Source organism: Echinicola marina (genome assembly GCF_020463795.1).
Classification (GTDB): domain Bacteria; phylum Bacteroidota; class Bacteroidia; order Cytophagales; family Cyclobacteriaceae; genus Echinicola; species Echinicola marina.
In genome coordinates, this window is sequence record NZ_CP080025.1 from 3,799,683 (window position 1) to 3,822,712 (window position 23,030).

Here is a 23,030-nt window from a genome sequence, read left to right on the forward strand (position 1 = left end):
CTCCTTTTTGACATACAGGACATTTTTTCTTTAAGATATTGCTGATCATAATTGGGATAGTATATTTTTGAACAAAATTAACTAGTATTGGTGTGTCGTATATGATATATATGTTGCAGGTATTTGGATAAATAGGACATAAGTGTATGAGCTTACTTAATGTATTGCACCTAGATAAATTTGAAAAAGAGGTTTTGCCTGATTTCTATTGTAATACTTTTAAGGATCATTTGACTCTTCATAAGGATGAGATAACTGTACCCCATAAGCATGATTTTTTTCTTACAGTCCTATTTACAAAGGGGAAAGGGTCACATGAAATTGACTTTGAGCAGTACCCTATAGAGCCTGGTACTGTTTTCATGTTAAATCCTGGTCAATCTCATCATTGGGAGTTGTCGAAGGATACTGATGGATATATATTTTTCCATTCGAAAGAATTCTTTGATGCTGCTTTTACCGATAATACCATTTATGATTTTCCCTTTTTTTACTCTTTATTGAATCCCTCAAAATTGTCTCTTAAGCTAGGAGAGATAGATTATATTTCCGATTTGTTTCAAAGTGTTTATTTGGCCAATAAAGAGGAGGATTACCTCAAAAAATCCAAAATCATTTCACTATTAAACCTGATTTATATTGAGTTAAGCAGGCTGTACTTAAAAAATACAGTAGCTAAATTATCAAAGGCACGAACCTATTCTGTACATCTCAGGGAATTGGAATTATTGATAGAAGCTAATTATAAAAATGAAAAATCTGTTGGGAGCTATGCTGATATGATGCACTTAACATCAAGGCATCTCAACAGGTTGACCAAGGAGGCTATAGGAAAGTCTCCCTCAGAATTGATAATTGACCGAGTAATACTTGAGGCCAAAAGGTTATTAAGTCATTCCAAGACAAGTCTGGCTTTGATAGCTGAAGATCTGGGTTATGAGGATTATGCTTATTTTTCGCGTTTGTTTAGTAAAATAGTAGGGATAAGTCCATCAAAATTTCAAAGGAATTATCATAATAAATAGTTGAAGGAATATTTTGTAAATGGTTTCTACCTTTTGCTAGTTTTGTTTCTTTCAATAGAATAATATTATTAAGAGCTTTCTCTTATGATTAATTGTGGTCGAATTATTTCTTCACGTCTGGAGCAGTATTTTTCTTCATCGTTAATTTCATTCATGATAAGTTCAGCTGCTAATTTTCCCATTTCGAAAGAAGGTTGAGCCATTGTGGTTAGCGAGGGGGTAACAAATCTTCCAATATCATCGTTTCCAAAACCTACTATAGCAAGTTCTTGTGGAATGCTAATATTTAATTTTTTAGCAGCTGCCATGACACCAATGGCTAAAATATCGGCAAAACAAAAAATTGCGTCTGGTTTTTTCTCTAAAGACCAAAATTTCCTGAGTGCTTTTTCAGCTGATTGATAATCAAAACTATCAATAGTAATAATTAAATTTTCTTTATCGGTGACATTGTTTTGCTGAAGTGCTTGCTGAAACCCCTTCAAACGTTGTTTACAAACCCCTAAAGAGATTGGCCCTCCCAAATAGGCTATATTTTTTTTGCCTGAATCAATTAAATGTTGAACGAGTTCAAAAGCCCCATTAAAATCATCTGTTATTACCTTCTGGGTATCGAGGTCAGTACTTGATCGCTCAAACTGAAGTACTGGAATTCCTCGTTTCAATATGTTATTAATATGATTGTAGTTTATTGTTTCTTTTGAGAGTGCAATCAAAATCCCGTCAACTCGACTATTGGCCAATGTCTCAACAATCTCTATTTCTTTTTTTACTGATTCTGCCGACTGAAAAATCATTACCTTATAGCCATGGTGATAGGCTACACTTTCTATTCCTGAAATGGAATTGGACCAAAATTGCCTGTTTATGGTAGGTACCACCACCCCTAGTATCTTGGATTTTTTGCTGCTAAGACTACTGGCCAATAGGTTGGGATGGTAATCCATTTCTTTGGCCATCTCCAAAACCGCTTGTTTGGTTTCTCTTTTTATTTCTGTAGAATCTCGAAGAGCCCTGGAAACAGTAGCTACAGAGACATTTAGGCGATATGCAATGTCTCTGATAGTGGTTACTTTTTTACTCATGGTTGAAGAAGCCTTTGAGGTGGAATATTGTTAATGGTCTTCAACTGTTATCATGTTAAAGAGCCCATTAAATATAATATTTTGCTGAAACTAGATAAGGGAAAATAATAAGAAAATACGATTATTCGCTTTTTGCTGATAAAATAACGAAAATTAAGTCTGTTGATTTTGTTGTAAAACAATGGGTTTGTTGCTGAATTCGTAAATGTAACCGTTATCGGTAACGGTTACGGTGTAAAAATGAAAAAAATATTGAAAAATCGCTAATTTAATACTGAGTTGTGGGGTATATTGTGAATGAAATTGATTCTAAGGAACAATTTTAGTAACCCAGTTTTAACCAAAATAACCAATCTAATGGAGCAAAAATTACTGAAGCTCTCAGCATGCGCACTGATGATATGCTGGTTTCAGGTACTCTCTTATGCAGCCAATGGTAGGGAGCTCTCCGAGTCTTCCGAGTTTTTCCAAACGGCAGAAAAGACGGTAACCGGAAAAATCACTGATGAGTCAGGCCAGCCCCTTCCGGGTGCAGGTGTACTTTTAAAGGGTACTTCGACGGGAATCATCACGGATATGGAAGGCGAGTATAAAATCACTATACCAGATAGCAATCCCAATCCTGTTTTGGTGTTTTCCTTTATCGGTTTCGAATCTCAGGAAGTGCCAGTAGGCAATAAGACACAACTCAACATCACCCTTTCGGAAAAATTATCGGCCTTGGAAGAGGTAGTGGTGGTCGGATATGGAACTCAAAAAAAGAGCGACCTTACAGGCGCTGTAGCAACCGTTTCGGGTCGGGATATTGCCCAAAGGAAGACGTCCCAGATTTCCCAGGCCCTTCAAGGGGCAGTGCCAGGGGTCATGGTAACCAGAAACAATAATGCTCCGGGGGCCTCTGCCAGTATCCGCATCAGGGGGATCACCACCATCGGGAACAGCAACCCGTTGATCATCATGGATGGGGTTCCAGTCAACAGCATCGATGATATCAATTCGAATGACATAGAAAGTATTTCTGTGCTTAAAGATGCGGCATCGGCCTCCATTTATGGTGCCAGGGCTGCTGCAGGGGTGATTGTGGTCACCACCAAAAGGGCAAAAAAGGGCGACCTCAGCCTTACCTATAATGTGGAATACGGAGCTGAAGTTCCGACCACTGTGCCGGAATATGTGGATATCACCCGTTATATGGAGGTAGTGAATGAACTGAGATGGAACGATAACGGGAACAATGCGAATGAATATCCAATGTACACCCAGGAGCAGGTTGAAAATTACCTTCAGCTCAATTCGGAAAATCCTGACCTATATCCGATTACCGATTGGGTGGATTTGATTTTGAAGAAACAGGCTCCTCGGCAGCATCATTCCATCAATATAGCCGGTGGTGGAGATGCTATCAAGACCAAGGCCTCGGTGGTTTACGATAAGTTCGGCGCATTGTACATGGGCAGGGATTTTGAACGGATCACCTCTCGGATCAATACCGATGGGAAAATCACCGATAAGTTGGGCGTAACAGCAGATATCTTTTTTAGGAGAGAAGTTCAAAACCTACCAAGTATGGATCCAATTTATAACATGTGGATATCTGCGCCTGTCTTTGCTGCAGAATGGAGCGATGGAAGGGTAGGAGAAGGAAAAAGCGGCCACAATATCTATGGACAGCTCAAATATGGTGGATTCAGAAAAAGCTGGGAAAACCAGATTGGCGGTAGACTGGCTGCAAGTTATGAAGTGGTTGATGGACTTCAGCTGAAGGCGGTTCTTTCACCGAATTTTAATTTTTACAAGGGCAAGAATTTTCAGAAAAGGGTTCCTTACTATGCCTATGATGACCCTACTGTCTATTTGGGCACCTTGCAGTGGGCTGCCTCTACCGGACTTTCTGAATCACGGAATGACAATACCCAGGTAACCACGCAGTTTCTGGCTAATTATGACAAGAAGTTTGGCAAGCATGCTTTGAATATCTTAGTGGGTAACGAAAGTTTTACTGCAAGGTATGAAAGCTTAAGTGCTTCAAGAGGGCAGTATACCTTGGACAATTTTCCTTATTTGGATCTAGGACCGCTCGATTTCCGGAACAACGGAGGAAACGCCTATGAAAATGCCTACAATTCCTATTTTGGTAGACTTACCTATAACTACGCAGAAAAATATTTTCTACAAGGAAATATCCGCTACGATGGCTCATCAAGGTTCGCCAAAGCGTATAGATGGGGATCTTTCCCTTCTTTTTCTGCAGGTTGGGCACTTTCTGAAGAGGGCTTTTTAAAAGATAATGAAACCATATCCTTCTTGAAATTGAGGGCTTCTTATGGTACCCTTGGGAACGAGAGAATAGGTAATTACCCTTACCAGGCCTCTATCGGCTTTGCCAACCCACTGTTCCATCAGGGAAGCAATGTGGTGTCTGCCCAATCTGCAGCTCAATGGCAATACGCCATTCCTGATATCAGCTGGGAGAAGACGGTTTCATATAATATTGGAGTGGATGCCAACTTTTTCAATTACCGGTTGATGCTATCAGGGGAGTATTTCAAGAAAACGACAAAAGGGATGCTTTTGCCTCTGGAAATTCCCGATTATATCGGTTTTGACAATCCTGACCAAAATACCGGAGAAATGTACACCAATGGTTGGGAACTGGATCTTAGCTGGAGTGATGATATCGGAGAGCTGGGATATTCCATAGGGCTAAATGTTTCCGATTTTGTATCCACCATGGGAGATTTGGGAGGAATCCAGTTCCTGGGCAGTCAGGTGAGAATGGAAGGAAGCCAGTTCAGTGAATGGTACGGCTATGTTTCAGAGGGTCTTTTTCAAACACAAGAAGAGGTGGACAATTCACCGGTTCTCAACAGTTCCGTAAAACCAGGCGACGTAAAATATAAAGATATCAGTGGTCCAAATGGAGAACCTGATGGAAAGATCTCTCCAGAGTACGATAGGGTTTTGCTGGGAGGAAGTTTGCCAAGGTACATGTACGGAGGGAATATCCGTCTTGATTATAAGCAATTTGATTTTGGACTGGTCATCCAAGGGGTAGGTAAGCAGAACTCCAGGATGTCCGGGCTGATGGTTCAGCCATTACCCGAAAACTGGGGCAATATTCCGAAAATCATTGAAGGAAATTATTGGAGCATGTATAACACTGTAGAACAAAATGCTGATGCTCGCTATCCCAGGTTATCCAGAAACAGTGAAAGTAACAATTTTGCCATGTCAGATTTTTGGTTTATCAACGGAGGATATATGAGATTGAAGAATATTTCGCTTGGCTATACGCTTCCAACCGAGGTAACGGGGAGAGTAGGTGTGAAAAACATGCGCGTTTATTTCAATGCCAGTGATGTCTTTACGATAAACAATTATCCTAAAGGTTGGGATCCTGAGGTTTCCCTGACTGGCTATCCTATCACGTCTTCTTTTGTATTAGGAGCAAACATTCAATTTTAATTTTGACCACCATGAAAACAACTAAAATTATATATCTCTTCGGTCTATTGGGTTTTTCAGCCTGTGCTGATCTGGACTTGAATCCTCTATCGGAAGGATCAAGTGAGGCTTGGTATTCCAATGAGACCGAAATTGAAATGTCGGTAAACGATTTTTACAGGTCGGTTTTTTGGCCATCTTTAAGTGACGAGTGGACTGATGATTATACCCGGAGAGAGGCACTCACTCCCATCACCAATGCGACTATCAATGGTGAATGGGGAACAATAACCTCTATTTGGGCCAATACCTATAAAGTCATCGCCCGGGCCAATACCGTTTTGGCCAATTTAGATAAGGTTCAGGGCACCGTACCCCAGCAGACGATTGACGAGTTTGAAGGAAATGCCCGGTTTGTCAGGGCCCAAAAGTATGCAGAGCTTGTTTTCCTTTTTGGTGATGTGGTTTATTCAACAGATGTGCTGAGTCTGGATGAGGTTTTCGATTTGTCCAGAACAGCTAAAAATGAGGTAAAAGAAGCTGTTTACAGTGATTTCGATATAGCATCCCAAAAACTTCCTGATTCCTATGGTTCCAGTGAAAACAAAAAGGCCACACAGGGAGCTGCATACGCCATGAAAGCTAGGTTTGCCCTGCAAATGGGGGATTGGGCGATTGCCAAGGAAGCAGCCAAAGCCTGTATGGATTTAGGGGTTTATGAACTCTATCCTGATTTTGATGAACTGTTTCTTACCAGGACCAGAAATCCCGCTGAAGTTATTTTTGCCATTCCGAGATCCAGAGAGCTGAATGAAACGTGGTATGTCAGGGACTTTCTGCCCAGAAATGCCGGTGGATGGGGTGGCGCTCAGGCTCCCTCTTGGGATTTGTTTTCAGCCTTCCTCTGTACCGATGGCCTCCCTATAGATGAATCGCCTTTGTATGATCCCCATAATCCTTTCGAAAACAGGGATCCCAGATGTGCTTCTACCATTGTGGAGTTTCAGTCCGTTCACCTTAATTTTACCTACCAACCCCATCCTGATTCCCTGACGGTTATGAATTATAATACGGGGTCCAGGCAGGCCAACAATGACACCAAGTCAGTGGCAGCTTATGCCTCCTTTAATGGATTGCTTCTGCAAAAAGGGGTTGATGAGGATTGGTTACCCAATTTCAATGCAGAGAACGATAGGATATTGATGCGATATGCGGATGTGCTTTTGATGTATGCTGAGGCAAAAATCGAACTGAATGAAATCGATCAGTCTGTCTATGATGCGATCAACAGGGTACGTGCAAGGTCCTACAAAGTGGATCCAAGCAATATCAATGCTTATCCTGCAGTTACTTCAACCGATCAAAGTGAGTTGAGAAGGACGATTAAAATGGAGAGAAGAATGGAATTGGCCTTTGAAGATATCAGGTATAGTGATATTATCAGGTGGAGAATAGCTGAGAAGGCCCTTAATCAGAATATCTACGGCCTGCTAGATGTGGCAGATTTGAAGGCAAAGGTGGTAGATCAAAACCTGTGGTTTTTCCCTATGACTCCTGAAATTGATGAAAACGGTTTGGCAGATCTGTCCCCTATGTATGAGGCCGGTTTGGTCAAGCGCTTGGCCATAAGGAGTTTTGATGCCTCCAGACAGTATTTATGGCCTATTCCTACAAAGGAGATTTTGATCAATAAAAACTTGGAACAAAATCCAGGCTATTAAACCTTAAAAAAACGGCAGCCCAAATTTGGTTTTACGGATCATTTGGGCTGCTACTTCTGCCATAGTATTGACCATTATTCAACCTTTAAACTGACCTATAAAAGCGTACAAATGGAGTACCTCGATTATATAACGATAATTGTTTTCACCCTGATCATTTTAATGGTGGGGCTGTCCTTTGGAAAGCGGGGGGGAGATATGAAATCCTTTTTTGCTGCCGGAGGGGAAGTACCCTGGGGCATCAATGGTCTATCGCTGTTTATGAGCTTCTTTTCGGCAGGTACCTTTGTTGTATGGGGCTCCATTGCATATGAATACGGTTTGGTGGCCATCACCATCCAGATGATGATGTGCCTAAGTGGCTTTTTGGTAGGATATTTTATTGCTCCGAAGTGGAGAAAAACAGGTGTTTTGACCGTAGCAGAATATCTGACAAAGAGATTTGGTGAAAAAGTACAAAAGTACTACACTTACCTGTTTTTATTTATCTCTTTGGGCTATACAGGGGCATTTTTGTACCCAGTGGCTAAAATTGTCAATGTAAGTACAGGCTTGGATATCTACCATTCCATATTGATTTTGGGAGGGATAATCATGGTTTATACAGCAGTGGGAGGCTTATGGGCAGTGGTGGTTACAGATGTTTTACAGTTTGTCATACTGACTTCGGCGGTATTGATTGTCATCCCTTTGTCATTGGATGAGATCAATGGAATCGATACCTTGATTTCCAAAGCTCCGGATGGCTTTTTTCAGGTGTTCAATGGTGAATACACTCCCTTGTTTATTTTCGCCTTTTGTTTTTATAACCTGGTATTTATTGGCGGGAACTGGGCCTATGTACAGCGGTATACCACGACTAAAAATTCAAAATCAGCCAGTAAGGTTGGCTATCTCTTTGGAGGATTATACCTGATCAGTCCCCTCATCTGGATGCTTCCTCCAATGGTATATAAAATCCTTGACCCCTCCCTGAGCGGATTGGAGTCTGAAGGAGCCTATTTATTGATGTGCAAAGAAGTACTACCCGTGGGGATGCTGGGGCTGATGCTAGGAGGGATGATCTTTGCCACGGCCAGCTCGGTCAATACTTCTTTGAACCTGGCGGCAGCCGTATTGACCAATGATGTTTATAAGCCCTTGAGGCCACATCTTTCCGAGAAAAAATTAATGGGTTTTGCCCGTCTTTCCACCTTGCTCTTTGGGGCAGGTACCATCATGATTGCCTTTTTGGTACCTATGGCCGGGGGAATAGTGGAGGTGGTTTTAAGCATAGGAGCCGTGACCGCCGGGGCTTTGTATGGTCCGGCGATATGGTCCTTGTTTTCCAAGCGCCTTACTGGAGCTTCCATTTTGCAAATAACCCTCGTCAGTTTAATCATCAATTTGTTTTTCAAGTTTGTGACGCCTTGGGCGATGGATTTTTCCTTGGACAGGAGCGAAGAGATGCTTTTGGGGATTTTGCTCCCGGTGATACTTTTGGCCGGCTACGAAGTTTATGCCCTGATAGTGGGACAGGCTTCATCGGTGATCCCAGAACTGAGCTCCGGCAATAAGGAGGAAAGTGATCCCAGCAGTGAGCAAAACATGTACGGCCTCAAAGTGATCTCCATTGCCCTGTATTCCATAGGTCTGGTGCTTTTGGTACTCACGGTTTGGGCAGCACATGCGGCCATATATTTAGCCATCATGGGGACTTTTATCATCACATTGGGAGTGGGACTGAGCAGGGTAAAAAAAATACAAAAATCGAGTGTTAAAAAAACAATATGAATCATAAAATGGAGATAGGTACTGCTTCCAAAGAAAAAAGAAATACGCATCGGGTAAACATGGAACCTGATTTGGTCATTGCAGGTGGTGGTTTGGCAGGAACATGCTGTGCTATTACCGCCGCAAGGGAAGGACTCAAGGTCTGTTTGGTCCAGGATAGGCCTGTTTTGGGGGGAAATGCTTCATCTGAAGTGCGGCTGTGGATTTTGGGCGCAACCTCACACATGGGCAACAACAACCGTTGGGCAAGGGAAGGTGGGGTCATCGATGAAATATTGGTCGAAAACCTTTACCGCAACCCTGAAGGCAATCCAATTATTTTGGATACTATTCTTTTGGAAAAAGTCACCGAGGAAAATAATATCACCCTTTTACTCAACACCTGTGTTCATGAGCTTGAAAAGAAAGAAGGGGACCAGATTGATTTTATCCGTGCTTTCTGTAGCCAAAACTCTACGGAATATGTCCTAAGAGCACCTTTGTATGTGGATGCTACCGGGGATGGGCTGTTGGGGTTTCTGGCCGGAGCAGCCTTTAGAATGGGAGCAGAAATCAAAGAGGAGTTTGGAGAATTGTTTGCCCCGGATGCCAGTTATGGTGAACTGTTGGGCCACTCCATCTATTTCTACACCAAAGATGTGGGTAGGCCAGTGAAATACATGGCGCCGAGTTTTGCAAAAAAGGATATCACCGAGTTGCCAAGGTTTAAAACCTTTAACCTAAGGGAAGATGGTTGCCGTTTGTGGTGGGTGGAGTATGGTGGGAGGAGTAATACTATCCTGGCCAGTGAGGAGATCAAGTGGGAATTATGGCGCATTGTCTACGGGATATGGAACCATGTGAAGAATTCTGGTGAGTATGATGGGGTGGAAAACCTGACTTTGGAGTGGGTGGGTACAGTACCTGGTAAGCGGGAAAGCAGGAGGTTTGAAGGGGACTATATCATGACACAAAGGGATGTAGTGGAGCAGCGGGAGCATTTTGATGCCGTTTCATTTGGTGGCTGGGCGCTGGACCTGCATCCTGCAGACGGTGTGTATAGCCAAAATCCTGGCTGTACCCAATGGCATTCAAAGGGGGTATATCAAATCCCTTTCCGAAGCATGTACAGCCGAAACATCAAAAACCTTTTTCTCGGGGGAAGACTGCTTAGTGCCAGCCATGTAGCTTTTGGGTCTACCAGGGTGATGGCCACCTGTGCCCATAATGGGCAAGCCCTGGGGATGGCTGCAAAGATATGTCGGGAAAAGAGCATATTACCACATGAAATTATTCCCAAAGATCACCTTTCCTCACTTCAGGACAGTCTATTGGCCACAGGGCATTATATCCCCAATAAGCCATTGGGCAATGAGAGAAATGTGCTCAGCAGTGCACACCTTACTGTAAGCAGTGAGTATGCATTGAAAGGATTGCCCTTTGATGGGCCATGGAAGCCGCTGGAGTTTTCCATTGGACAATTGCTCCCTTTCGAGCAAATTAAGATTCCGGCCATGAATTTCCGTGTCAGGGCTTCACAGGCGACGGTGTTAGAGGTGGAATTACGTAAAAGCAGCAAGGCAGGCAATTTTACCCCCGATGAGGTGATCGCAAAGCAACAGGTACAGTTGGTAGCGGGAGAACAATGTGTGACGTTGGATTTTGACTATGAAAATACCACATCCCAGTACTTATTCGTCTGCCTGATGGCAAATGATGTTTTGGAAGTAAAGTGCAGCAATAGCCGCCTGACCGGTGTTTTGTCCATTTCCAATAAATACAATAAATCGGTGGCTACAAGTAGCCTGCAATCCCCGCCTGAAAACATCGGCATAGATCAGTTCGAATTTTGGGTACCGGAGAGAAGACCGAAGGGGCATAATCTGGCTTTTGAACTGGAAGTTCCCCTCAAACCATTCGGGGCCATCAATATACTCCCGGGAGTGTTTAGGCCTACGACCAAAGTAAATGCCTGGGTGGCCTCTTTGAATGATGCAAACCCCACGCTTCAAATTGCATGGAAAGAAAAACAAAGTATCAAAGAACTGAAATTGTTTTTTGACACGGACTATGACCATCCCATGGAATCTACTTTAATGGGCCATCCGGAAAGTGAAATCCCATTTTGTGTAAAAAGCTATCGTATTTTAGATAAACGTGGAGAAATCCTTTACCAAAAGGAGGATAACCATCAGACGGTGAATACCATAAGATTTGACGGTTTGGAATTGGATCAACTGACGATTGAGCTAGACCATCCTTCAAAGGATGTGCCTGCAGCGCTGTTTGGACTTATTGCCCAATAAACGAGTACTTAAAATGACCTTTCTTAATTGTAGAAAACTATTCCAGCATCCATCAAAAGCTATAGTGGGCTGCTTTTCATTCCTTAAATGTAAAAGTACCTTACCGCTGTTGTTTTGTGGTATTGTAATCCTGTCTGGATCTGCACATTCCAGCTTGGCCCAAGGTGTTCAGAAGGATATACTTGGGCTTGAAAATAACAACCATAGCTTTAAAATAGACCCTTCCAATGGCTCTTTTTGGATTTTGGATCAGGACAGAAAAGAAGTTTTGCGCAAACACCCGATTTCCGGAATACTGATCGGAGAGGTGGGACAAAAGGTGAGTGATGCCCATCTTCTTGAAAGCCATAAAACCGGGGAAGACCAGCTTGACGTAAAGGTGAAAAATGGAGCCGGTTTGGTGCTTCACGGTAGGATTGTACTTTCGGACCATTATCTCCATATCAAGATATGGGATGCCGACCCTTCCCAAAAAGTAAATGCAGCGATACGAAGTGCCAGTATGTCCCCGGTATATGGTTTGGGCGATTACGGTGGATATGAGGGGAAAACCAATATTTTCGGTTATAGCAATGAACATTTTATCAATGACAAGACAAAATCCCATAATTGGAACCACTACCGGTTTGTTTCCACCTTTGCCGTATTTCCAGCTCACGGTTTAGCTCAGGTGGTCTTTGGGAAAGGGGAAAAAAGTGTCACCATCAATCAACAGGAAAATAAGATGGGCCTGTCCAAAGAAAAAGAATTCAATGCCTATTTTTTCTTTGGGGAGATGGACACCATTTATAAAACCTACTCCCAGGTCAGGGAAAACAACGGGTATCCTTCCAAAAAGCCCAAGTTTGATTTCTTCGAACTGGGTTATGAAGCTTTTGGTGCTTTGGGCTGGAATACCTATCAATCGTCCGTTCAGGAGGATATCAATAAATACCTTGAGAAAGGCTTTCCGATAAAATGGGCTGTGGTAGGTAGTGGTTTTTGGAAAGGGGAGCGGAGAAGCCCCAAAGAGGGCAGTACCACGGCTTTTGGAATTTGGGACAGCATTCCGGCAGAAAAACGGGAAGACGGTCTGCCCAATCCCCGATATCCGCAGGTGGAAGGGCTCAAGGGCTTTTTTAAAGAAAGAGATATCAAACTGCTACTGGGAAGCCGGATCAATTTTAAGGCTTTACCTGCAGATGGAGGCAATTATTCTCCTGAAAATGATGGCAAATATGTTTTGGAAGGATTGAAAAATGGCTATTTCATCAAAAATCCGGAAGGCAAAGCACAGGTTTTTGATGTGAATTTTCCGCAAGGAAAGACCTATTTGCTGGACACCGACAAGCCTGATGCCGTGGATTGGTTTGTCAATAAATATTCACTTTGGGGAGTAGATGGGATTAAAGAAGATCTGATGCTCCAAGATGGGGTTTTGTTGGGAAATGATGCCAAACAAAACAAAGTAAACGAGGTGCTGATGGATCGAGAGCAGCTTGTCATGGTGAGAAATTCGGCTTATGGTGTTCCTGGAGATGTGTTGCGCTTAGAAGATACCAAATACGGTTTTGACCAGGACAGAACTCCCATTAATGCCCTAAGTTATGCTTATAGTGGTGTCGGGAACGTGTATCCGGATATTGTGGCAGGGAAGTACCTGAAAAGTCCCTTGACCGAAGATCAAAAGCGGTATTTTGTGAGGAATGCCATGTTGGCGGCCGTGATGCCGGTCATGTCCATGGGCTATGGGCCTTGGCATTTGGATAATGGAGGATATGAAAATGTGGTTAAAAAAGCCGTTGATGCTCATTACTCCTTGGTGCCTTATATTTATAGTGAGGTGGTCAGGGGATATGAAACAGGATTCCCCTTTGCCATGACCCCACTTCCTTTGGCATTCCCTGATGATAGCAATACCTATGATCTGGCAAATAATACCAAGAGACAATACAGTTGGCTGATCGGTGAATCCCTTTTGGCTACACCACTTTTCGGCAATGATTACGCCGAGGCCAGCAAAAGGGATGTGTACCTGCCCAAGGGAAAATGGATGGATTGGGAAACCAAAAAGGTGCTGGATGGGGGAAAAACCTATACCAATTATCCTTTCCCGGATGAGAAAGTGCCGCTTTTTATAGGAGGAAAAGACTGCCTAGTATTACGTAAAGATCAAGCACTGTATTGCTATTATTTTCCCTTGAATTTTAAAGGAGAATCCTATCGCTTTGTTTTTCCGGATGGCCTATCTGAAGCTACCGTTCATACTCCCAAAGCGGGCAGCAGGTCATTTAGCTTGACTACCAACGAAAATACCACGGGAAAGCTTACTTGGGACGAAGAGATGAAAGCGTATTATTTTGAAATCGAAAAAGGAAAGTCATATCAAATCCAAGCAACTGAATAAATGTATAAAGTAAAGACATTCATATTAACGTTCGTGGTGTTTGTTGGTGGAGCCACTGCTACATTTTGCCAACAAAACAATCTAGCCGTATTGGGGGAGGTTGAAGCAAGTACCGACGAAGAAGGGGAGCAAGTAAGTCAAGTAATAGATGGACTTAAAGCGTCTGGAAACGGATGGAAAATAAGTGGAAATGAGGAGGCCTCATGGATCATGGTCAGACTGCCCGGAGCTACTGAAATAAGTACTTTAATGGTGGCGTTTGACAGTTTTCAGACTCCATTAACTTCTTTTAAAATCCAAGTGATGCATAATGGTCAATGGAGAGATATCAAAAACGTGACTGAAAATGATGCATTTACGGTTCGCGTAAATCCTGAAAAGCCCATTTTGGCTGACCGCATCCGCTTGTATACGGAAGAAAAAAGTGAAGCAGTCATTTCAGAGATTGAAATTTATGGGCAAGAGTATGTGGACAGTTCAGTGGAAGAGGTACCAAGAATTTTGGTCAACCAAAGTGGCTATAACCTTCATCGGACAAAACGGTTTTCCATGCCCTCTGCTGAAGAAGGAACAAGGTTTCATGTCAAAAGCAACAGCGACGACAAGGTACTTTATAGTGGAGAAATTAATGCTGGGATAGGGGATATTACCGATTTTGAACCTCGTTCAAGCGAAGAGTTCTATATTGAGTCCGCAGAGGAACGTTCCTATCCGTTTAGAATCGGGATCAATTGGCTGGAGCGTATCAGTTATCGAAACATGGTGGATTTTATGATCGGAGCCAGGCATTATGTGGGCACTACGGATCAAATACGGCCTTTGTCCTGGGCCTGGAGAGATGGTGATTTTTTTAATTGGGCGGAGCAAAGTTTGGTTACCATGTTCTTGGCCAATCCCTCTGTGTTTAAAGATATGGAACAGACCATTCGGTATGTCCCCAACAGTGACTTTGATGATAAGTACCTGGGCAAATGGGGGAAGCTGCTTCCCTATGACGAAAATACCCCGGATCTTGTCCAGCTGATCCATTGGGATGCAGATGTGAAAATTTCCCAGCAATTGGAACATGAAATGCAGAAGTGCGAACTGGCCTATTTTCTTTACGCTTGGCCATACTTAGAGGGGTGGTTGCCCAGACAGAATTTCGAAGTCGTCTATGACTATCTGAAAGAAAAGTGGACTAAAAGTGAAGTGGGAGATTATTCCACTACAAAATACGATCAAAGTACCGACCATAATCTTCTGTCTCTAAAAACTTCCATAGGCACAACAAAAGGGGAAATGCCTCCGGGTTATTCCGTGATACCTAATCTGATGATGTACGAAGTGGCAAAAGATCAGGGGGAGCAAGATGCCGATAAATATTTCCATGCTGCCTATCAGCAAATGGAATGGCTGATCGAGTACTTGGATTGGCAGGATCCGATGGTGACAAAGGGCCAGCGGATGTCCGAACATGTGACCATGCGAGCCTTTGCCTATTTTTACCATGAATATCCCGACAGGGCCCCGAAAGGATTACACAAAAAGGTGGAAGAATGGGCAAAAGTGGCACTGGCAAGATCAGACAATTACTGGGATTTTAGAAAATACAGCGAAAAGGAATGGACACCGCCAAGTTGGAATGAAACAGGCAATGTATTGGGGTTTCCGGCAGCGGCGCTTTCTGCTATGTCTATATTGGAAGACAATGAACTGATTGCTGAACTGGAAATATTGGTTTGGTCGCACTTTGATAATGCATTTGGTAGAAACCCCACAGGAAGACATTTTTCATACAATGGGCCGGAAGAAATAGAAGGAGTGGACAAAGGTTGGTACAGCATGCACAAGGGGGGGATTGGCTTATTGGAGGAAGTCAAATTCGTCTTTGATGGCTCCCCAAAATCTTTCCATTATCCTAACCATCCGGAAGTTGGGAATTTAGGGTGGACGGAAGGATGGGTGCAGTTCAATACCGCTTATAATCTTAGCATGGCCTATTTGGCAAAGTATTACAGCAGTGTAAACCTTTTGCAGCAAAAGAACCAAATCATTGTCTCCCTAAAAGCCCCTGTTAATTTCCATCAGGAAAAGCGTGAAACAGCAGCTGTAAGATTGACCAATGAGCAGGGGCAAAGCATTGTGGTCACTGTGACTGAACATGATCCATATATGGATGAACTCAAAACAAATCTTAGGATCAAAAAAGGGATGCTGAAGATTGGTGATCAAAAACTTCCTGTCCGTAAGGGTGGAAAATTAACAGCCTCTTATGGCTATGGTTTTATGCAATCCGAAAACAGCCTAACTGTCCAATAAGAGGAAATGGAAGTTACCATAGATAAAACTTGCCCAAAGTCATTAATGCATAGCCTCATGCTTGTCTTTTTTCTTGTACTTGTTCTGCTGGGGTACAGCAGCTTGGCACAAACCGGTAAAAAAGCAATTGTTCCCAGTGCTAAAGCCAAAAGGAGTTATACTTTATTGCCTTTGGGGGATTCCATTACCGAGGGAGGAAGTTCCTTTTCCTCTTACTTATACCCCTTATGGGAGCAGCTTTTTACGGAAGGCTATCAGGTTGAGTTTATTGGCCCAAATAACAGCCCCTCCAGAATAGGAGGGATAGCCCATGCAGGTTTTGGAGGGAAAACTACGGAGTTTCTGGCGCAGCAGATTGATAGTATTTACCATCAATATCCTGCTGACATTGTATTGCTGCACAGTGGACATAACCATTTTTCTGAAGAAAAACCGATAGCCCAGATCATTGAAGCGCAAAGTACCATTATCCATAAAATTAAGAGGATAAATCCAGATGCCATTATTATGGTGGCTCAGGTCATTGAAAGTGGTAAGCTTCCAAAATATGCCTATCTGCCATCGCTTAATGCTGCCACTGCTTCCATGGTAAAGACATTGGAAGAGCAGTATGACGGCCTTTACTTAGTGGACCAGGCAACTGGATTTTTATGGAAAGAGCATACTGTAACGGATAAGGTACATCCCAATAAGGCCGGGGCTGAAATAATGGCAAAGAATTGGTTCAATGCCCTGAGAGAGGTTTTAAAAGCTCCCAAATGGTCATTGAAGCCAACTTTGGTTACCTATAAGGAGGTGGAAAACAGGGATTTAAAACTTCATATTTTTACTAAGAAACCAGGCAATATAGAAAAGAAGAAGCCCTGTATCCTGTTTTTCTTTGGTGGAGGATGGAAGGTGGGATCTCCCCTACAATTTTATAGAGAATGTGCGCATTTTGCCGAAAAAGGTTTTGTGGCCATCAGTGCAGACTATCGCATCGATTATCTGGATAAGTCCACCATCTTTGATTGTATCAGTGATGCCAAGTCTGCGGTCCGTTGGGTGAGGGAAAACGCGGAAGAGTTGGGAATAGATGCCGATAAAATAGCGGTGGCCGGTGCCTCAGCAGGAGGATATCTGGCTGCTGCCACTGCTACGGTTGATGGTTATGATAAAGCAGGGGAAAATCTGGTGATAAGTTCCCGGCCAAATCTGAATATCCTTTATTATCCGGTAATAGACAACGCACCTGGGGGATATGGTTCTGATGAGATGAAAGCAAATTACAAAGCAATCTCTCCCCTGTACTGTTTGGATCAAGAAGCTCCGCCTAGTCTTATTTTATTGGGAAGTGAAGACCCTTATTTGTCCGTCAATAATGCAGAGAAATACATAGACCAATTGAAAGCATTTGGTATCAAAGGAAAGCTAAAAGTTTATAGGGGAGCCGGCCACCCCATCTTTTATTACCGTAAGGGTGTGGGAGAGGCTTATTTCCACACTCTTAGGGATACAGAAGCCTTCCTGAAAAAACAGGGCTATTTCTATTGAATGCTTTTGTTTTTCTCATTAAGTCAAGATGATTTGGATGGAATGAAGCTTGGTTTGATTTAATACAATTTGACATAACCCCATAAGAATATGAATTATAGAAATCTAATAGTTGTTACATTATTTTTTTGTTTGATTGCCAATATAGGATGCCAATCCAATGAGGACAAACAAAATAGAGGGGCATCATTCAGGCAATTCAGCGGTATTTACCCTCATTTGGCTTATTATAATGATGAAGGAGAGTGTGGTACAGGGGCGGTGGTTCCATGGGCCGGTGGGCTTTGGGTGATCACTTATGGACCCCATATGCCTTATGGATCTTCGGATAAACTATATGAAGTGACCCCTGGATTGGAACAGATTGTCCATAAGGAAAGTATAGGAGGAACACCTGCCAATAGGATGATTCATGAAGAAAGTAAGCAGCTGTTTATTGGTCCTTATGCAATAGATGAGGAGGGAAAGCCAAGGGTGATATCTTATGATAAAATGCCTGGAAGGCATACTGGAAATGCTCGACACCTGACAGATCCAGAAAATAAAATCTACTATGGAACCATGGAAGAAGGATTTTATGAAGTGGATGTGGAGAGTTTAGAGGTAAAAGAACTATATGTGGATGGTAATCAGGTGAGGAGAAAGGGCGAGGAACCGCAGTTTAGTCCCTTGCTACCAGGAGCGCATGGAAAGGGCTTGTATTCTGGGCAGGGTGTAATGGTCTTTTCCAATAATGGGGAAGATGTGCCGGAGGCCAAAAGACAATTTGATATTGAAGCAGGGGCCTTGGCAGAGTGGGATGGAAAGAACTGGAAATTGGTGCGAAGAAACCAATTTGTCGAAATTACCGGTCCTGGAGGGATTTATGGTAATTCAAATCCGGAAACAGATCCTATTTGGGCTACAGGATGGGATCACAGATCTGTTTTACTTGGTGTAAGGGACAATAAGAAAGGTTGGGAGTTTTTTAGACTTCCGAAGGCTTCACATTCTTACGATGGGGCACATGGATGGAATACAGAATGGCCAAGAATTAGAGATATAGGAACTCAAAATGATCCTGATTACCTAATGACTATGCACGGTTTATTTTGGGATTTCCCTAAAACATTTAGCGTTGGAAATACTAAAGGGATAAGACCCAGGTCAGCCTATTTGAAGGTTATAGGCGATTACACCAGATGGAACGATCAGTTGGTGTTTGGTTGTGATGACTCTGCCCAAAAAGAGTTTTTGAACAAAAGAAACGTCAAAGGAAGCATTGAAGGTCCAGGCCAGTCCAATTCCAATCTTTGGTTTACAAGCATGGACAAGCCAGATCAGTTGGGACCAAATACAGCTGAGGGATCACTTTATATCAATGAAAATATTAAAGCAGGAGAAGCATCAGATCCATTTTTATTCGCAGGTTGGGACCAACGTATAGCATGGGTTGATAATAATGGAACATCCTCTGTCAATCTTACTTTTCAGGTTGATATCAGTGGTAATGGAGAATGGCAAGATCTTAAAGAAGTGGAAGTCCCAGCAAATAGCTCTGTGGATGTTTCATTTGAAAAAGAGGAAAAAGGGGAATGGATTAGGGTAATAGCTGATAAATCAACTAAAGGAACGGTGTTTTTTACTTACACAGACAACAGTCGATTTGACAGGTCTGATAAAGGAATGTTTGAGGGGATGGCCAGTATTGAGGAAGAAAGTTATAATGCAGGACTGCTTTATGGTTTAGGAGATAATAGAAGAAGTTTGGGGATTTTGGCAGGAAATGTTGAGCAGGGGAAATTTCAAAAAACAGCTTATTATGAATTGGATGGAAATATGAACTTGCTGAAAAAGGAAGATCCGAAAACATCTGATTTCATCGAAAATAAATTTGCCATTCCTAAAGAGGTGGTAAGTGTTGAAGAAAGTTCTGTGCTGGTAATTGACGACTTGGGTCGAAGATGGAGATTCCCTTTGGGAGATGCTCAGTTTGATAAGCTTACCAATAATGGTATTCAGCGGATTGCCAGAGAAGTAGCTACAGAGAGAGATCTGATGAATTTACATGGAACATTCTATGAATTACCAGCCGAAAATGCAGATGGTTTTGCAAAGGTAAGGCCTGTATCTTCCCATAATTTGGCAGTGTATGATTATGCCTCTTATAGGGGATTATTGGTGATGACCGGGATTGATCCTGAAATTGGGAATTCAGAACACGTGATTGTTTCTGAAGACGGAAAAGCTGCAGTATGGGCAGGAGTAATTGATGATTTATGGGAGTTGGGCAAGCCTATGGGGCAAGGAGGACCATGGAAAAACACTAAGGTTCAGGCTAATGAAAGTTCTGATCCATATTTGATAGGGTTTTATGATAAGAAGTCAATGACATTGTCTCATGATGCAGCTCAACCTGTTAACTTTACTGTAGAAGTAGAACCTATTGGACATGGTCCGTGGATGGAATATAAGACTTTTGAAGTAAAGCCAGGGGAGAAGCTGGAATATGTGTTCCCTGATGATTTCCAAGTAAGATGGATTCGATTTAGCGTTGATCAGGATTGCAAGGCTACCAGCTGGTTAGATTATAAATAAACAATATATCCAAAATAGATTATGATGAAGCAATATCTCTTTGCAGTAATTTTTACTTTGTTGGCTATAACTACTGGATATGGCCGGCAAAATGGTGTTTTGATAGAAGCGGAAAGCTTTGATGATTTAGGGGATTGGTTGGTAGACCCGCAGTTTGTCGAACAAATGGGATCTCCCTATTTGCTAGCACATGGCATGGGGGAGCCCGTGTCAAATGCCTCTACGAGCTTTAAAATCAAGGATAAAGGGGCATACCATATTTGGGTAAGGAGTAAGAACTGGGCTCCAGGGGACTGGAAAGCTCCAGGAAGGTTTCAATTGGCTGTAAATGGTAATGTACTGTCAAGTGAATTAGGAACCCAAGCAGGTTGGGGTTGGGAGTATGTAGGTATGGCTGAATTAAAGAAAAAGACTGTTGAGCTAGAGTTAATTGATTTGACAGGCTTTGATGGAAGATGTGATGCCATTTATTTTTCTCAATCAAGGGACGATGTTCCCCCTAGAGCTGGAAAGTCCTTGGCTGAATGGAGGAAAAGTGCCAAAGGTGAAAGTGACCAGCCAGCTGTAGTGGAAGAATATGATTTGGTGGTAGTTGGAGGTGGAATTGCCGGTTGTGCAGCAGCCATTGCCGCAGCGGAGCAAGGTCTGGAAGTTGCTCTGATTCATGATAGACCTGTATTGGGCGGAAATGCCAGTAGTGAAATTCGCGTGCATACATTAGGGATTTATGGCAATTTTGAAAGAATCCTCAAAATGCTGGATACGGAACATTATCCAAATGGCTCGCCAGAAGCTTATAGGGATGAAGATAAGCGTCATCAAAATATATCAAAATATAAGAATATAGCGCTATACACCAATTGGAGAGCTTATGATGCTTTGGCCGAGGGAAATACCATTACAGCGGTAGATGCAAGGCACACCTCAGCAGGAAAAAGAATCCGTTTCAAGGCACCTCGTTTTGTCGATTCAACAGGAGATGGCTGGATAGGCTATTGGGCTGGTGCAGAGTTTTCCTACGGTAGGGAAGCTGTAGATCAATATGGTGAGGCTTATGAAGAATGGGGAGAGTTGTGGTCTCCCAATAAAGCAGATGGATTCGTAATGGGTTCATCTGTGCTTTGGAGAACTTATCAAGCGGATAAAGCTTATGAATTCCCTAAAGTACCTTGGGCAGAAGAAGTAGCTATGGGACATGAAGCAAAAGCTGGTACATGGAAGTGGGAGCTTTCCCGTTTGGATTATCACCAAATAGAGGATGCAGAAGAAATCAGGGATCATATGCTAAAAGCTATCTATGGATCCTTTGCCAATCAAAAGGAGTTGCCAGGCATGGAAAAACTTAAATTTGAGTGGATTTCTTATTTAGTTGGGAAAAGAGAGTCCAGAAGGTTGGTAGGAGATTATATTTTTACTTTTAATGATGTAACGGAGCAAAGAAAGTTTTCTGATGCTGTGGTAATGGAAGAAAGGGAAGTGGACGTGCATTACCAACAAAATCTAAAAGATGCTTCAAAACCTGATTTTCTGTCAGAGGCCATATTTTACAGAACACCAATGTATTATATCCCTTATAGAAGCTTATATTCCAAAAATATCAGTAACCTATTTATGGCAGGGCGTAATTTCAGCTGTTCTCATATCGGCTTAGGAGGTCCAAGGGTAATGAGGACTACTGGTCAAATGGGGGCTGCAGTGGGCTTTGCTGCTGCCATTTGTGCCAAATACCAATGTGATCCTAGGTCTGTTTATGAGGATCATTTGGACGAATATTTAGAGTTAATAGAAAAGCAAAAGTGAAGTGCTATTATAGAAAATTAATGCTTTTTACTTTCCCCTTTTTGCTCTTATTGGGTTTTGAGGGGAAAGAACTTTTTAAACCTCTTTTTATGGAACTAACCTTAAAAAGCCAAGAAAATTATGATGGTATCTCTATAGGGAGTTATTCGGAAGACGATTATATTGAACCAATTAATATTGAATTGTACAATTTTCATGGAATTCCTGCTTTTTATAGTTCTGAATTTGCTACTGCAGTATGTGAAGATAAAATATGTGAATTATTGCATATCAAGTTGTTTTGGGATTTGACAGGTAATTATATTGGTTATGACACACTCGCAGGCCATCCTCTGACCAAATTTGACCATGAACCATTTGAAAAGGAGGATTATATAAAATTACATGAATTGCTCATGAATGATGGAACTATCTTAAAGTTCAAAAGAAAGGATGAGCTAATCGATAAGAAGATTTTGAGGCCTTCTGATGTAATTGATGGTACTACAGGTGCCACTGCTTTGGAAATAAAAGAAGAGGTGGTAAAGGGGGCACTTTATACCTCTTATACGCTTTGGCATATTGCACATAAAGGGGAAATACAAAACCTGCTCAATGAGCAAACTAAAAAGTCGTATACTAAAGAACTTGCCATTGAAATGATGAACTCCGATCGAGACAGCTATCGAATTTTTGCGGTAGATCAGTTAAGCGTAGATGAGCTTTCGGAAAATATCCCCTTTTTGATCATTGGCTTGAAGCAAGGTAATCCCCTTTTAAGGAAAACAATATTACAAAAGGTGCCTAGCCCACTTTGGAATGACTTGGATTTCCAGGCAAAGGTCTGCAGTTTGTATGGGCTTTTGGATGTCAATTCAAGGTTTTATTTGCTTCAAAGCTTGAAGGAAGTTGCCCTTGTTTATTCGCATAGTTTGGAAGAGCTCTCCAAGTATTTAAATAAAATGTCTAAGAATCAGCTGTTGGAATATTTGGAACTTGTGAGCAACTCAGGGGAGTTAAGCAATTCTTTGAAAACCAATTTGTCAGAATTTGCACGTAGTGAAAACAGGTATGGCTATCTTGTGATGGATTCAGGAATAGTAGAGGATTAAATCTTAAAG

Annotated in this window: 12 protein-coding genes; 11 read left to right on the forward strand and 1 reads right to left on the reverse strand. The window is 42.2% G+C overall.

The window, feature by feature from the left end:
- Positions 1–146: 146 nt before the first annotated feature.
- Entirely contained in the window at positions 147–1,025 is an 879-nt protein-coding gene (locus tag KZP23_RS15320) for an AraC family transcriptional regulator (protein WP_226332665.1), read from the forward strand.
- Between the two features lie 68 nt (positions 1,026–1,093).
- On the opposite strand, the gene KZP23_RS15325 is transcribed toward KZP23_RS15320, so the two are convergent.
- Positions 1,094–2,110: a LacI family DNA-binding transcriptional regulator gene (locus KZP23_RS15325; protein WP_226332666.1), complete on the reverse strand. Its 1,017-nt coding sequence runs from the start codon at positions 2,108–2,110 to the stop codon at positions 1,094–1,096.
- Positions 2,111–2,467: 357 nt separating this feature from the next.
- On the opposite strand from KZP23_RS15325, the gene KZP23_RS15330 reads away from it, so the two are divergent.
- From KZP23_RS15330 to KZP23_RS15375, 10 genes are all read left to right on the forward strand, one after another.
- Complete coding sequence (locus tag KZP23_RS15330; RefSeq protein WP_226332667.1) at positions 2,468–5,575, forward strand: SusC/RagA family TonB-linked outer membrane protein; 3,108 nt, start codon at positions 2,468–2,470, stop codon at positions 5,573–5,575.
- Positions 5,576–5,586: 11 nt separating this feature from the next.
- On the forward strand, positions 5,587–7,275 hold the full coding sequence (locus tag KZP23_RS15335; RefSeq protein ID WP_226332668.1) for a RagB/SusD family nutrient uptake outer membrane protein: 1,689 nt from the start codon (positions 5,587–5,589) through the stop codon (positions 7,273–7,275).
- A gap of 111 nt (positions 7,276–7,386) precedes the next feature.
- The gene (locus KZP23_RS15340; protein ID WP_226332669.1) at positions 7,387–9,048 is read left to right on the forward strand and encodes a sodium:solute symporter family protein; all 1,662 of its coding nucleotides are present in this window, start codon (positions 7,387–7,389) and stop codon (positions 9,046–9,048) included.
- Positions 9,045–11,333: an FAD-dependent oxidoreductase gene (locus KZP23_RS15345; protein WP_226332670.1), complete on the forward strand. Its 2,289-nt coding sequence runs from the start codon at positions 9,045–9,047 to the stop codon at positions 11,331–11,333. Before KZP23_RS15340 ends, KZP23_RS15345 begins: the two co-directional genes overlap by 4 nt.
- A gap of 13 nt (positions 11,334–11,346) precedes the next feature.
- On the forward strand, positions 11,347–13,719 hold the full coding sequence (locus tag KZP23_RS15350) for a TIM-barrel domain-containing protein (RefSeq protein ID WP_226332671.1): 2,373 nt from the start codon (positions 11,347–11,349) through the stop codon (positions 13,717–13,719).
- Positions 13,720–16,020 (forward strand): discoidin domain-containing protein, encoded by a 2,301-nt coding sequence (locus tag KZP23_RS15355; RefSeq protein WP_226332672.1) that lies wholly within the window; start codon positions 13,720–13,722, stop codon positions 16,018–16,020.
- Positions 16,021–16,077: 57 nt separating this feature from the next.
- Positions 16,078–17,553, forward strand: coding sequence for an alpha/beta hydrolase fold domain-containing protein (locus KZP23_RS15360; protein ID WP_226332673.1), 1,476 nt, complete (start codon positions 16,078–16,080; stop codon positions 17,551–17,553).
- Positions 17,554–17,643: 90 nt separating this feature from the next.
- Complete coding sequence (locus KZP23_RS15365) at positions 17,644–20,130, forward strand: hypothetical protein (RefSeq protein WP_226332674.1); 2,487 nt, start codon at positions 17,644–17,646, stop codon at positions 20,128–20,130.
- Positions 20,131–20,151: 21 nt separating this feature from the next.
- The gene (locus KZP23_RS15370) at positions 20,152–21,930 is read left to right on the forward strand and encodes an FAD-dependent oxidoreductase (RefSeq protein ID WP_226332675.1); all 1,779 of its coding nucleotides are present in this window, start codon (positions 20,152–20,154) and stop codon (positions 21,928–21,930) included.
- A gap of 89 nt (positions 21,931–22,019) precedes the next feature.
- Positions 22,020–23,021, forward strand: coding sequence for a hypothetical protein (locus KZP23_RS15375; RefSeq protein WP_226332676.1), 1,002 nt, complete (start codon positions 22,020–22,022; stop codon positions 23,019–23,021).
- Positions 23,022–23,030: the final 9 nt, after the last annotated feature.

Bases quoted from the DNA above. Each gene is read 5' to 3' on its own strand.
- KZP23_RS15320 (WP_226332665.1), top strand. From the start codon at position 147: ATGAGCTTACTTAATGTATTGCACCTAGATAAATTTGAAAAAGAGGTT.
- KZP23_RS15325 (WP_226332666.1), bottom strand. From the start codon at position 2,110: ATGAGTAAAAAAGTAACCACTATCAGAGACATTGCATATCGCCTAAAT.
- KZP23_RS15330 (WP_226332667.1), top strand. From the start codon at position 2,468: ATGGAGCAAAAATTACTGAAGCTCTCAGCATGCGCACTGATGATATGC.
- KZP23_RS15335 (WP_226332668.1), top strand. From the start codon at position 5,587: ATGAAAACAACTAAAATTATATATCTCTTCGGTCTATTGGGTTTTTCA.
- KZP23_RS15340 (WP_226332669.1), top strand. From the start codon at position 7,387: ATGGAGTACCTCGATTATATAACGATAATTGTTTTCACCCTGATCATT.
- KZP23_RS15345 (WP_226332670.1), top strand. From the start codon at position 9,045: ATGAATCATAAAATGGAGATAGGTACTGCTTCCAAAGAAAAAAGAAAT.
- KZP23_RS15350 (WP_226332671.1), top strand. From the start codon at position 11,347: ATGACCTTTCTTAATTGTAGAAAACTATTCCAGCATCCATCAAAAGCT.
- KZP23_RS15355 (WP_226332672.1), top strand. From the start codon at position 13,720: ATGTATAAAGTAAAGACATTCATATTAACGTTCGTGGTGTTTGTTGGT.
- KZP23_RS15360 (WP_226332673.1), top strand. From the start codon at position 16,078: ATGCTTGTCTTTTTTCTTGTACTTGTTCTGCTGGGGTACAGCAGCTTG.
- KZP23_RS15365 (WP_226332674.1), top strand. From the start codon at position 17,644: ATGAATTATAGAAATCTAATAGTTGTTACATTATTTTTTTGTTTGATT.
- KZP23_RS15370 (WP_226332675.1), top strand. From the start codon at position 20,152: ATGATGAAGCAATATCTCTTTGCAGTAATTTTTACTTTGTTGGCTATA.
- KZP23_RS15375 (WP_226332676.1), top strand. From the start codon at position 22,020: ATGGAACTAACCTTAAAAAGCCAAGAAAATTATGATGGTATCTCTATA.